The organism is Sphingobacteriia bacterium, assembly GCA_017304685.1.
GTDB lineage: Bacteria > Pseudomonadota > Alphaproteobacteria > Rickettsiales > 33-17 > JAFKLR01.
Genome location: JAFKLR010000004.1, coordinates 644,733 through 658,480, shown reverse-complemented (window position 1 = coordinate 658,480; position 13,748 = coordinate 644,733). Strand labels below are relative to the sequence as shown.

At 29.2% G+C, this 13,748-nt stretch carries 13 protein-coding genes; 9 read left to right on the top strand and 4 right to left on the bottom strand.

Features of this window, described 5'->3' with window-relative positions; all coding sequences use genetic code 11:
* Nucleotides 1-120: 120 nt before the first annotated feature.
* The 8 genes from J0H68_08615 (at nucleotide 121) to J0H68_08580 (ending at nucleotide 9,552) form a co-directional block, all read left to right on the top strand.
* Complete coding sequence (locus J0H68_08615; GenBank protein MBN8828755.1) at nucleotides 121-861, top strand: flagellar hook-basal body complex protein; 741 nt, start codon at nucleotides 121-123, stop codon at nucleotides 859-861.
* 15 nt (nucleotides 862-876) lie between these two features.
* Nucleotides 877-1,665, top strand: a complete 789-nt coding sequence (flgG, locus tag J0H68_08610) for a flagellar basal-body rod protein FlgG (protein MBN8828754.1) — start codon at nucleotides 877-879, stop codon at nucleotides 1,663-1,665.
* A gap of 127 nt (nucleotides 1,666-1,792) precedes the next feature.
* The gene (gene flgA / locus J0H68_08605) at nucleotides 1,793-2,473 is read left to right on the top strand and encodes a flagellar basal body P-ring formation protein FlgA (GenBank protein MBN8828753.1); all 681 of its coding nucleotides are present in this window, start codon (nucleotides 1,793-1,795) and stop codon (nucleotides 2,471-2,473) included.
* Nucleotides 2,470-3,252, top strand: coding sequence for a flagellar basal body L-ring protein FlgH (locus J0H68_08600; GenBank protein ID MBN8828752.1), 783 nt, complete (start codon nucleotides 2,470-2,472; stop codon nucleotides 3,250-3,252). The genes flgA and J0H68_08600 overlap by 4 nt, the downstream gene beginning before the upstream one ends.
* 122 nt (nucleotides 3,253-3,374) lie before the next feature.
* Entirely contained in the window at nucleotides 3,375-5,645 is a 2,271-nt protein-coding gene (locus J0H68_08595; GenBank protein ID MBN8828751.1) for a response regulator, read from the top strand.
* Nucleotides 5,646-5,658: 13 nt separating this feature from the next.
* The gene (recA, locus tag J0H68_08590; protein MBN8828750.1) at nucleotides 5,659-6,687 is read left to right on the top strand and encodes a recombinase RecA; all 1,029 of its coding nucleotides are present in this window, start codon (nucleotides 5,659-5,661) and stop codon (nucleotides 6,685-6,687) included.
* Between the two features lie 181 nt (nucleotides 6,688-6,868).
* Nucleotides 6,869-8,854 carry a hypothetical protein gene (locus tag J0H68_08585; GenBank protein ID MBN8828749.1) on the top strand — a complete coding sequence of 662 codons (1,986 nt, stop codon included), beginning with the start codon at nucleotides 6,869-6,871 and terminating at the stop codon, nucleotides 8,852-8,854.
* 80 nt (nucleotides 8,855-8,934) lie between these two features.
* Entirely contained in the window at nucleotides 8,935-9,552 is a 618-nt protein-coding gene (locus J0H68_08580) for an HAD family phosphatase (protein MBN8828748.1), read from the top strand.
* A gap of 1 nt (nucleotide 9,553) precedes the next feature.
* Here the strand turns inward: J0H68_08580 and J0H68_08575 are convergent, their stop codons facing one another.
* Both J0H68_08575 and trxB read right to left on the bottom strand, forming a co-directional pair.
* A complete protein-coding gene (locus J0H68_08575; GenBank protein MBN8828747.1) occupies nucleotides 9,554-10,147 on the bottom strand; it encodes an orotate phosphoribosyltransferase in 594 nt (197 codons plus the stop codon).
* Nucleotides 10,148-10,269: 122 nt separating this feature from the next.
* Nucleotides 10,270-11,214, bottom strand: a complete 945-nt coding sequence (gene trxB, locus J0H68_08570; GenBank protein MBN8828746.1) for a thioredoxin-disulfide reductase — start codon at nucleotides 11,212-11,214, stop codon at nucleotides 10,270-10,272.
* A 162-nt stretch (nucleotides 11,215-11,376) separates the two neighbouring features.
* On the opposite strand from trxB, the gene J0H68_08565 reads away from it, so the two are divergent.
* Nucleotides 11,377-12,105, top strand: coding sequence for a hypothetical protein (locus tag J0H68_08565; GenBank protein MBN8828745.1), 729 nt, complete (start codon nucleotides 11,377-11,379; stop codon nucleotides 12,103-12,105).
* 37 nt (nucleotides 12,106-12,142) lie between these two features.
* On the opposite strand, the gene J0H68_08560 is transcribed toward J0H68_08565, so the two are convergent.
* The gene (locus J0H68_08560) at nucleotides 12,143-12,745 is read right to left on the bottom strand and encodes a peroxiredoxin (GenBank protein MBN8828744.1); all 603 of its coding nucleotides are present in this window, start codon (nucleotides 12,743-12,745) and stop codon (nucleotides 12,143-12,145) included.
* A 60-nt stretch (nucleotides 12,746-12,805) separates the two neighbouring features.
* Nucleotides 12,806-13,633 (bottom strand): 4-(cytidine 5'-diphospho)-2-C-methyl-D-erythritol kinase, encoded by an 828-nt coding sequence (locus tag J0H68_08555; GenBank protein ID MBN8828743.1) that lies wholly within the window; start codon nucleotides 13,631-13,633, stop codon nucleotides 12,806-12,808.
* Between the last annotated feature and the right edge of the window lie 115 nt (nucleotides 13,634-13,748).

The following is a 13,748-nucleotide window of genomic DNA, read 5'->3' as shown; positions in this document are numbered from 1 at the left end:
CCCCCTATGGGTATGCAAACTAAAATATATTTTTACCAAATTATTGTTTTTTTATAAAATTTTTTATGTTTGGCACGTTTTTTGCTTATATTAATTATGTTATATTTTTGAAGGAATTTTATGGCATTTGATAATACTAACTATGTACTTTTAACACGACAAAACGGATTATTCCGTAAAGTAGAAGTATTATCTAATAATGTTGCTAACGCAAATACACCAGGATTTAAATCTGAGAAAGTTGTATTTGATAAATATTTACACAATGCAACTCATAATAACATTATTAGCTTTAGCCAAGATGTAGCAAGCGTTGTTAAACTTCATAGAGCAGGACAATATACTAAAACTGAAAATACTTTAGATGTAGCGGTTAAAGGTAGAGGATTTTACTTTAGAGTAAACACTCCAATGGGTGAAAGATTTACAAGAGCTGGTAATTTTACCTTAAATGCTACAGGTCAAATAGTTACTTCACAAGGTTATCCAGTATTAAATAATGGCGGTGAAGCGATCACTTTAAATTTAGAAGAAATGAAATTAGAAGATATCGTAATAAGAGAGGATGGTTCAGTAACATTTAGAGAAGAGCAGCTTGGGCAACTTGGTATAGCGTATTTTGAAAACGAACATTTGTTAGAAAAAGTTGGAAACAATTTATATGAAGCATTAGTTCCTCCAACACCAAATGAAACATACGCAGTGTATCAAGGAATGCTAGAATTATCCAACGTTGATTCAATAACCGAAATGACTTCACTAGTTGATGCTCAAAACGATGTAAGAACATTAGCTAACCTTGTGAATTCATTAGATGATATGGAAAAAAATGCAATTAAAGTTTTTGGTAAACAACAATAAGAAAGGTAGAAATATATGATTAATTTGGATATAGCATCATCGGGAATGCAAGCATATGCGCAACACATTGAAGTGCTTTCCAATAATATAGCAAACAGCCAAACTATTGGTTACAAAGAACAGCGTATTGAATTTCAGGATTTAATGTATGATCACGTAAAACGCGTTGGTTTAATTTCTTCTGATGTGGGAACTACAATACCTACAGGGATGCAAGTTGGTCACGGCGTTAATAGTGGTAACATCTACCGTATTAATACTCAAGGTGAATTACAAGAAACAGCGAATGATACTGATATGGCAATTCGCGGGCGCGGTTTATTTAGAATTGAAATGCCTGACGGAGAATTTGCTTATACAAGAGCAGGTGCTTTTAACGTAAACCAAAATGGTGAAATCGTTACTTCATCTGGATATATTGTAAGCCCTGGTATTATTGTTCCGGATCAAACAATTTCTTTAGAAATAAACGAATCAGGTCAAGTATTTGCTAAGTTACCTAATCAGGAAGATCCTCAATTATTAGGTCAATTTCAATTATACAGATTTATTAACGAAAAAGGTTTAGAGTCAATTGGTGATAACTTATTAAAACAAAGTCCATCTTCAGGCGAAGCAGTTGCCGCTTTTCCAGGAACAGAAGGTATGGGAACAATTAAACAAAAATGGTTAGAATTTTCTAACGTAAATATAGTTACTCAAATCACAAGCTTAATTAGAGCACAAAGAGCATATGAATTTTGTTCAACATTCATTCAGGCTGCAAGTGAAATGATGAGAACAGCAAATCAAGTAAAAGGTTAAATAACCTAATAAAAATATTACTAACAATTAAATTGCAATTGTTAGTAATATTTTTAAAATAAGCTTTCAATTAAAAGTAAAGTTCTCTAGTATTATAAAAAAGGATATAATTTTATAATATTTTAATATGAAACTTTTACTTTTAACTTTTTTATTTTTATCATTACTTTTTAAAATTTCACGTGCTGATGATTCGTGTTTAATGATTGTTAGTGATGTAAAACAATTAAATAGTTTGATTGCGGAAGAAGTTCAAAAAGTATTTCCTCAAGCTATAGATATTTATTTAGACAGATTAGGAAATTATAGTGAAGACACATCAAATATTTGTGTAAAAAATATTATAATCGATCAAAAATCTTATGGTTTTAGAGCGCTAACTAGCATTAATGAAAAAAACTTTCTTTATCAAGGTAGATTTAATTTTAGAGTATTGCTTCCAACTCTTACTCGAGATATACAAAAAGATGAAATTATAAGATCTGAAGATATTACCTTAATAGACTTCCCATCTAACAAAGTACATGGAAATATCATTACTGAAAAATCTCATATAATAGGTAAATCGGCTAAAATTAATATTAAAAATGGCAAAACAATTTATTATAGAGAATTATATACGCCCACTGCAATTCGTAAAAATGAATTAATAAATGTTTTATATAACCGAAATGGTTTAGTTATAAAAATGTCTGGCATCGCTCTTGAAAATGGAGCTGTTAACGATGTTATAAAAGTTAAAAATAATCGTAGTGGAATAGTAATAAGTGCTATTGTCCAAGATAACAAAACAGCGGTATTACAATGAGAATAAAATATAGTTTAAAATTTACTTTATTAACTCTAATAACTTTGACTATTGTCAATTGTACTGACACCCGTGAACGATTAAAAAGAATTGGTAAAGCGCCTGAATTACATCACACTGACATGCCGTTAAACTCACCTAATTATAAAAAAGTAGAATATCCAAATAACAGTGACACAAATGATTTAGCAAGCTTCGCTCCTAGGAATCATAATTCTCTTTGGGAATCTGGTAGTAGATCTTTCTTTAGAGATCAAAGAGCTAGAAGAGTTGGAGACATTGTAAAAATTAATATAAAAATTGAAGATAAAGCAAATCTTGATAATAAAACCGAACAAAAAAGAAATACTAATGAGAATTTAGGAATGCCTAATATTTTCGGTTTTGAAAAAGCAGTAAGAAGTGTTCTTCCTAAACCAGGAGATCAACCCGTTGATTTAAATACTGCTACAAGTATTGCAGGATCAAACAATCATAGTGGAGAAGGAAAAATTGCTAGGAAAGAAACTATACAAACCCAAATAGCCGCTATGATTACACAAATTCTTCCTAATGGAAATTTAGTAATTAATGGTAAACAAGAGATAAGAGTTAACTATGAACTTAGAGAAATTGGAGTTGAAGGTATAGCTCGACCTGAAGATATTAGCCTTGATAATTCCATCTCTTCTGATCAAATAGCAGAATTAAGAATTTCATATGGTGGTAGAGGCCGCATTAGTGAAATTCAACAGCCACGTTATGGAACTCAAGTGTTAGAAATTTTATCGCCTTTCTAAAAAAGAAATAAAAAATAGTTATTTAAATGTGGCGTAATTAATTAATTTTAACTAGACTTGCTTTTTCAAAAAATGATGCGTATTTAATTATATCTATTCATTACAGAATAACGGAAACAAGTATGAAGAAAAATGGTATCAATTTTAATATAAATGCTATTAGCATTACTGTTTTAATGCATATAATTATTGGTGCAATCTTCTTCTTTAAAAAAATAATAATAATAAATTCTAATTCTGCTAGTAACTTAAATAATTATATTATTTTATTTTGCATTGCTTTCTTAGGAGTTATCAACTGCCTTATAATATATTTTATAACTTCTAAACAAAATCTACTGAAAATTAAAAATGATGTTATTACAAATTTTATTCAAGACAATTACGAATTAGTTTTATTTATAACACCTACATTAGATGTTTTATTTACATATCCTGAAACGGAATATAAACTTCTTGAACTAAACAATATTTTAGACATTTATAATATTGATATAAACGACTTTGAAAAATTAAAAAAATTTATTAAGAATGAAGAAGCAAATACTTTAAATTTCAAATCAGAAAATGATACTTACTATCTATCTCTAAAAAAAATAAATTATAATAATAATCTCATAATATTAATTTCATTAAGTAAAAACCTTTACATGTCGGCAGTTCATTTACTTAATGAAATACAGTTACCTGTAGTTAAATTTAATAAAGATAAAGAAATAACATTTACTAATAAATTTTGCCAAGATTTTAGTTATTTTAATTCATTAAATTCAGAAGAAATTGCTGAGAATAATAAATTTAAACCTCTTTTTTCATCTTCTGTAGAAGATATAAATAATTATTATGTTTATAAAGAGCAATATAATTCAGAAAAATTACTACATGCAATAATTGAAAATAATAAAGAAGCTGTTTGTATTATTGATATAAATTTAAATATTATACTCGCAAATTCATTCTTTAAACAAAATATTACCGAAAAAAATGATTTAACAAGTTTATTTTCCAAAGAAGTAAAAGAAAAATTATCTAGCTTAATTAATTCAAAAATTAATAATATTAAAAATATTTTAATTACTATTAATAGTAAAAATTATAATTGCTTTATAGTAAAACCGAGCGTTCAAGAAGAAATTATAAGAATAGAAAATAAAGAAGTATTTATTGTATATTTAAATAAAATAGAAAATATTTTAGTAGACCAACAAACTGCTCATTCACAAAAGTTACAAGCAATTGGGCAATTAGCAGGTGGCGTTGCTCATGACTTCAATAACCTACTTACCGCTATGATAGGTTTTTGTGATCTTTTATTACTAAAACATGGACCAGGTGATACCTCTTTTCCCGAAATTATGCAAATTCGTCAAAACGTAAATAGAGCAGCAGGACTTGTACGCCAGTTACTAGCGTTTTCTCGTAAGCAAACATTACAAACTGAAATAATTGATATCACCGAACCACTTGACGAAATAGCGAGCCTTATTAATCGTTTAATGAGTGATAACGTAAAACTTGAAATTTATCATGGAAGAAATTTATGGCTTACTAAAGTAGACGTAGGACAATTTGAACAGGTTATTATTAATCTTGCTGTGAATGCTCGTGATGCTATGAGTAAAAATGGTGGTACTTTATTAATTAAAACTGAAAATGCTACTTTAGATAAAGAACACCCTATTCCCGATGATTTTATTCCTCCAAGTGATGATGAAATAATTGAAAATGGAGATTACGTAAGAATTATTATTAAAGATGCAGGGTGTGGAATATCAAAAAGTAAAATACAAAAAATATTTGAGCCATTTTATTCTACTAAAGAAGTCGGATCAGGCACTGGTCTTGGGCTTGCAACGGTGTATGGAATAATTAGACAAACAAATGGCTATATATACGTTAAAAGCGAAGAAAATATTGGTACTGAATTTCACATCTATTTACCTAGATATATACCAGAAAAAGGTGAACAAGTTCTTCATTTAAAAGAAGACGAAAAACTTGCTCCACCTGATTTAACAGGTACTGGTCAAATTTTAATTATTGAAGATGAAGATGCAGTTAGAATGTTTGCCGCACAAGCTCTTACAAGTAAAGGATATGAAGTACTTGAAGCTGCTTCTGGAATTGAGGGAAGAGAGAAATTAATTGAGCTTAATGGTCAAATTGATTTAGTAATAACTGATGTAATGATGCCAGGCATAAATGGGCCTTCAATGATTAAAGAAGTCACTAGACAATTCCCTGATATTAAGGTAATATTTATATCTGGATATGGCGAAGATGCCTTTGTTGAAACATATGGCGAAAATAACCGTAATTTCCATTTTCTAGCTAAGCCATTTAATCTAAAACAATTGGCGCAAAAAGTTAAAGATGTTCTTGAAAGTAAATAATTAGGAAAATATTATGGATAAACAGAAAGCACTAGACGCGGCTTTAAGTCAAATTGAAAAAGCCTTTGGTAAAGGTTCAGTAATGAAACTGGGCCAGCGCGAACATATTGAAGTTGAAGCTATTCCAACTGGTTCATTAGGGTTAGATATAGCCCTTGGAGTTGGCGGGATACCTAAAGGAAGAATTATTGAAATTTTTGGACCAGAAAGCTCTGGTAAAACAACATTAACATTACACGTTATTGCTGAAGCACAAAAGTTAGGTGGAACATGCGCATTTATTGACGCTGAACATGCTCTTGATCCAGTATATGCTAGAAAGCTTGGCGTTGATATTGATCAATTGGTAATTTCACAACCTGATACAGGTGAACAAGCATTAGAAATAGCTGATACACTTGTACGTTCAGGCGCTGTAGATTTGATTATTATAGATAGTGTTGCTGCACTTGTTCCTAAAGCAGAAATTGAAGGTGAAATGGGTGATTCACATATGGGTCTTCAAGCAAGACTTATGAGCCAAGCACTACGTAAACTTACCGGTTCTATTTCTAAATCTAATTGTACCATTATTTTCATTAACCAAATAAGAATGAAAATTGGCGTAATGTTTGGAAACCCAGAAACTACAACTGGTGGTAATGCGTTAAAATTCTACGCTTCGGTTCGTATGGATATTAGAAGAGTTGGTGCGATAAAAGATAAAGAAGAAATTACTGGTAACCAAACCCGTGTTAAAATTGTTAAAAATAAAGTTGCACCTCCATTTAAAACCGTAGATTTTGATATCATGTATGGAGAAGGTATTTCTAAACTTGGAGAAATTATAGATATTGGCGTCAAATTAGGTATTATGGAGAAGGCAGGTTCTTGGTTCTCATATAACGGCGAGAAAATAGGTCAAGGTCGTGAGAATGTAAAAGTTTATTTAAAAGAACATCCAGATCTTTTAGAGAAAATAGAAACACAAATTAGACAACAATCTACCGCTTCAAGTATCTTTACTGATACTGATGCCTCATTAGCAGAGGTAGACGCTTAAATCCTTATTTTATAGGGATTTTATTCAATAAAATCCCTATATTTTTTATTAAAATACAAAAGCTTATATTTTATTGCCTCACCTACACATTATAATAAATTTAAAAATCGTAAGCGACACATTGACAAATTTACTATGAATTAATACAATACACAAAAAATATTAAGAAAGTAGTAAATGCATGATTGAAACACTTAATAATAATAATGTAATATTAAATGAAGATATTATAGATTTCAGTGATTTAACCTCACAAACTGAAATAAAACATATAAAAAATCTTACTGAAAGACTAAACATCAAATCACTTAAGATTCAAAATGATAACCGACAAAGTGAAAATCCTTTAAATTTAAAACTTAATAATACTTCTGAAATCTTTAAAGATATTCCAAGAGATGAAGAAAATTTATTACCTCAAGTTTCAAAACAAAACACTAAACCTTTAATTTTTAATAATTTATTAGAAAATTTGATACATCGCATTACAACTATATTAGAAAGAAATTCTGATAAAAATTTTGAGATTACAAAAACCTCAACTCCAATGATTTATCAAGCAATGGTAAACATTTTACATTACAAAGCTAAAGTAGAGCTTAATGAATCTTTAAAATCTTTTGTTGATGATCCTAATAAGTATTACGAATTAGATTTTAACCAATATACTAGAGTTCATAAATTACCAAACCAGCTAGCAAAAATAAAAAATAATCAATATATAAAATCGCTAATCTATTTTGGCGCAAATAAAGCTGCTTCAAATGAATTTATAAAAATAGATTCAAAGTTTAAGTTATCGGATGTTGAGCAAAAAAACGTAAAAGAAGCTTTAGAAAATATATTTAAAAACACATTACTAAAAAGCAATGAAAGTGAAATTATTTCTTCTGCTAAACAATTAAGAGAAACTCTAATTTTAAACCGTATTAAAAAATATTTTTCTAAAGATGAACTAATAAAACTATATCAAAATAAAGAAAATTTTTCTTCTATTTTAGAAAATTATAATAAAGAAGAATTTGAAGCACATTTAAAACAAAATTTTCACTTAGACGAAGTTAAACTTGCACGTCTTTGTAAAATTGTGGAAAGATTTAAATTAGCTGAAAATGACTTATCGTCTATTGAATATAAAGTAGATGATTTAATATGCGCTTCCCTTCATAATGAAATAGCGAATGAAATAAAATTATTTAATAACGTTGAAGAAATTACCTTTAATGGCAATGAAGTGTTATGGCGTGGATTATTATTACCTGAAGATTTTGATATAAATAATATATTTAATACCACCCACAGGCCCATTAAAGGACATGGCAGCTTTTTAGATTTTCACGTAGTCAATAAATTTTCAGGTAATATTACAACTGATTATAATGCAGTTACTTCAACTAGCTATCATTTAGGAGTTGCTCTTAGATTTAGCGTTAATAATCCATATGAAAGGTCGGGTGAATCTTATATTTTAGAAATTCATCCAAAAACAGGTCAGCAGGGAATTGCTATGCTAAGTTATGATGCGTTAACTGCAGGAGAGCATGAATTTGCTTTAGACCAAATATCGTCTCATGACATATATGGAGCTTATAAAATTCAAGCATTAAATTCTAACTCTTATAAAGTTATTCAATTTTATAAAAACCCTACTTATATAAAAAGAGAATTAGATAAAAATTATTCTAGTGAAATAAAAGTAGATTCTAAAATAGTTCTGAATCCTTTAACAGGAAAAATGGTTATCTGGAATGATAATACAAAACATGAATACAACCCTTTTAAACCAGAAATTATAACCCATTTAAAGGATTTTGAGGAATTAGATAATGGTAAGGAATTATCCGATAATAGTACTTCAACACCTCAAATAGCAGTTACTAAAGAAAAATTAGCTGAATATCATCAAAATCAAAAAGATGAGCTTTTATTTGATATGTTTAAAGAAGAAGAACCCTCAACTAGTATATTAAATTTTTATACTTCAACTTTAGAAAATTATGATGAAATTGCATTAGAAAACTCTAACACTCAAGAATTTCAGTTAGAGAATAATAACATTAATCTTACTTATGAGGGTTCAAATGCAGAGTTAGTTGATATTAATAACACTTTACCCTCTTTAGCTGAATATTTACCCGAAAATAATGATGTAATTCTAGTTGGATAAGAGTATAATTATAATTATCCCACTAATTTTATATTATCAGTAATTCTTACTATTTATATAGTGACAAAGGAGTAATTATTATGACTCAAATAAAAAATATATTATTCGATTTTGGCAATATTTTATTTTTATGGAATCCGAAAAATTTTATTAAAGAATATTTTTTTGATGACCCTCGCGGTATGGATCTTCATTTTTCCGATAAAGGAAGTGAGCTTTGGCGTGGATATAATCGAGGCATAATAACCTTTAAAGAATTAATTGATAGTTACAATGAAATTACTGGAATTAATAAGACAAAATTAAAAATTTATATAAAAGAATTTTTACCTAAAAAGATTGCACCCCTTGACGGAGCTTTTGAACTTATAAACCAATTAAAAGATAATAATTATAAACTTTACGGTTTAACCGATAATTTTCCAAATTTTATAGAATATTTTTATAAAAATTATAAGGATATTAGCAGTAAATTTTCTGATATAATTATTTCCTATAATGCTAAAAGTCTAAAACCTGAAAAAGTGATTTATCAATATTTGCTTACGACAAATAATATTATCCCAGAAGAAACCATTTTTTTTGATGATATTGAAAAAAATATATCTACTGCCAAAGAATTTGGTATTAATGCTTATCAAGCAAATGGTCCTAAAGAAGTAAAGGATATTTTACTAAAATTAAACCTTATAAAATAATTTATATAGCTGGAGTTGGCCTACTTCCTGGTTTAATAGCTGGAATATTTTTAAGATGTTCTGGCAAATTATTTGGATCGTAAGTCGCCACCTCAAGCTGCATTAAAGAGATTAAAGGTACACCTAGATTTGCCTTACCATTACTTCTATCAATTAAACAAGCTTCTGCTACAACTTCTCCACCATTTTGCTTTATGCATTCAAATGTTTCAATTGAAGATTTACCAGTAGTAACTACATCTTCTACTACTAAAATTTTTGCTCCTTTTGGTATATTAAAACCTCTGCGTAAATTAAACACTCCATCTACTCTTTCACAAAAAAGCGACTCTACATTTAACTGCCTTGCCAATTCAAATCCAACAACTACTCCACCCATTGCAGGTGAAACTACCATATCAATAGTTAAATTAGACAATTGAGATTTTATTTTTTCAGCTAATGCCTTACAAAGCCTTTCAGCTCTATTAGGGTTCATAAGAACGCGTGCACATTGTAAATAAGTATCACTTCTTAATCCTGAAGAAAGAATAAAGTGTCCTTTTAAAATAGCTTCTGCATCTTCAAATTCTTTTAGTATTTGAGCATTATTCATTATATTTCCAAAATATCAATTGCTTATATTTAACAAAAAGTTTTTATTAAGTTAATTCAAATTAAGCTTGAAAATATTTTATAAATAAATCAGTGTCAATTATAAGATTTAAAAATTTGTTTTTAGTGACTCAATTCTAAAAAACGGATCGCTTCAAGCGCTGCCATACAACCTGTCCCTGCGGCAGTAATCGCCTGACGATATGTTTTATCTTGCACATCGCCTGCTGCAAAAACACCTTCTATATTTGTAGAAGCAGTTCCTGGTTTCGTAATAATATAACCTTCAGAATCCATATTAACTTGGTTAGAGAACATATTTGTACTTGGTTTATGTCCTATTGCGATAAAAATTCCATCAGCTTTAATATCTGTTATTTGATTATTTTTTATATTTTTAATCTTAGCGCCTGTAACTGATTTAGGCTCATGTGTGCCTACTATTTCCTCAATTACATTATCCCAAATTACTTCTACTTTTGGATGATTAAACATTCTATCTTGTAATATTTTTTCAGCTCTTAAACTATCACGTCGGTGAATTAAGGTAACTTTACTTGCGAAATTAGTTAGATATAAAGCCTCTTCTACTGCAGTATTACCACCGCCTACAACTAACACTTCTTTACCTTTAAAAAAGAACCCATCACAAGTAGCACAGCCGGACACACCAAAACCTTGAAAATAACTTTCGCTTTCAAGACCTAACCATTTAGCTTGAGCACCTGTACATATAATTACTGTTTCAGCCTCATACGTATAACCAAATTCACTTAAGCAGATAAAAGGACGTTTACTAAAATCTACTGATTTAATATGATCTTCTACAAGAGTTGCTCCTACATGAATTGCTTGTTTTTCCATTTGTTCCATAAGCCATGGACCTTGAATAACATCAGCAAATCCAGGATAATTTTCTACATCAGTTGTAATAGTCAACTGCCCACCCGGCTGCATACCTTTTACTAAAATTGGTTTTAAATTTGCTCTAGCTGCATAAATTGCCGCTGAATAACCAGCAGGTCCTGATCCGATTATAAGAACTTTAGTTTTGTGATGTTGGCTCATATTTCCCTCAAATATTTATGGAATATTTATATAAGAAATAAGCTTTAAAAACAATTGTTATATTAAGAAATTATTGGTTTATTATTATTAACAATAAGTTAACTTTATTGACTTAAGGTAAATTTATGTTAATAGTAAAGACTTAATTTTTATGGAGTTTATATGAGAATATTATTATCATACGTCAACAATTATGAAAGATTTATCAATAGAAATCTTGATAAAGTTTCTTATGCTAATCTTTTTTCAGTTAGCCGATATTTACTTGCATTTGCTGCATTTTTATCAACAGCAGTAACGCTAAAAAATATGCTTTATGAAAAACACAACACTAGTATTAAAAAGGATGAAGATAAAACTCAATTAATTGATGCTGCAGGCATAAATCTTGCTAAATCTTTTGCTTTAATTCCTGGTGTGGGTAGTATTTACAATTTATTAAACTCAGGTTTTTTAAATGTAACTGTAGGTTTACTTTCTTTATCATTACTTTACGCTTTTCCTGAATATAGATTTTTCAATTTAACAGCTACTTCTATATTTCAAGTAACCAGTGATTTACTTAGTAACAATAAACATACTGCTCCAGTACCTTTTAATATTTCTTTATTTAAAGATTACAACAAAGCTATTCATACAGATCCTTCAAAAGCTGAAACAAGAATTGAGCTTCCATCAAAAACAGAAAAAGCTTTAAGCTTAATTTCTTTTATTGGTTCGTTATTGCCTGCATATACATTTTATCTTGTCGGAAAAAGAGTTAACCCAGTTAGACTTGCTATAGGTACTGTTGTAGGTACATTAGCAGTTAAGCAATTTACTAATAGTGATAAAATACGTAAAGGAATTGATGAAACTACAAAAGCTTTAACAAATCTTGTAAGGTTTTAATATAAAAAGGCCCTTCTTCAGGGCCTTTTTTACTAAACTAAAGTTTCTCTGCGTTACTAGCTAAGAAATCAGCCACACCTTCCGGTGTTGCCTTCATACCTTCAGCACCTTTATTCCAACCAGCTGGGCAAACTTCACCATGTTCTTCAAAGAATGTTAAAGCATCAATCATACGAATTGCTTCTTCAATATTTCTTCCAAGCGGAAGATCATTAATTAATTGATGTCTAACAATACCTTTTTTATCAATTAAAAAAGTACCACGAAGAGCTACTTCTTCATTAATAAGAACATCATAATCTCTTGCAATTTGTTTTTTTAAGTCAGCAACGAGAGGGAATTGAACATCACCAATACCACCTTTATTAACTGGTGTCTTTTTCCACGCTAAATGAGAGAAGTGAGAATCAATACTTATTCCAACAACCGCAGCTCTACGAGATGTAAATTCGCCAAGACGGTTATTAAAAGCAATAATTTCCGATGGACATACAAAGGTAAAATCAAGCGGATAGAAGAATAAAATTCCCATTCTACCGTTTAAATATGAATGTAAGTTAAAATTATCGTGAATTTCGTTATTTGGCATAACCGCTTTCGCTGTGAAATCAGGCGCTGGTTTACCTACTAAAACTGCCATATAAATCTCCTTAAAATGACTTAAAATTAGTTTAACATAACTTCTGGTGATTAATAAAGTCTAAATCACTCCTTTTTTACACCAGTATTGTGGAAAGTTTTTCGTAAATTGCAAGTAAGAGTTTTCTAAATCTTCTAAATTTTTAAAAATCCCAAAGCAAGTTGAACCACTTCCTGTCATACTGGCATAGACACAACCAGGAAGAGCTTCAATATCTTTAATTATTCTTTTTATTTCCTTAATATTTGAATTATCAATATTTAAAAAATCGTTTCCATAGACCTTTAGATAATTTACTAACATCTCAAGGTTATCAATATCCATTTTCGTTTCTATTTTATTAAAATCCTTAATTAAATCATACATTTTCTGCGTAGAAATATATATTCCTGGATTTATAAGCATTATATATAATTTAAAACCTAATTGAATAGGCGTTATTTTCTCTCCTATTCCTTCAGCTATAAGAGGAGAATTAGTAAAACACATTGGCACATCTGCCCCAATTGATGCCATTTCTTCATGAGAAAATATTTGTTTATAAGCACTGCTTATATATCTTAAAATAGCCCCAGCATCAGCAGTTCCGCCTCCTAAACCTGCACCAACTGGAATATTTTTCTTTAGAGTAATGTTATAGGGGGTAATTTCTGCACCTTTTTTTTTAGCTAAGTTTAAACATTTTGTAATTATATTTTCATCTGAAATTTGATAAGCAAATTGACCTTCAACTTTAAGTTCATTTTTATTAGAAGGTAGAATAATAATTTCATCACTTACAACACCAAATACAACTATTGAATGAAGCTCGTGATAACCATTTTTACGCTTACCAGTTATATTTAAGCTTAAATTAATTTTCGCAGGCGCAACTAGCCTTGTTTCCATAAACATTTTTGTTTTTATTATAGCTTAAATGAACCTTACATCTTTATAAAATAAATTCAAAGGTTTTTATTTTTAAGGGTAAAAAATATTGCAAATAATTAATGAACGATCTAAT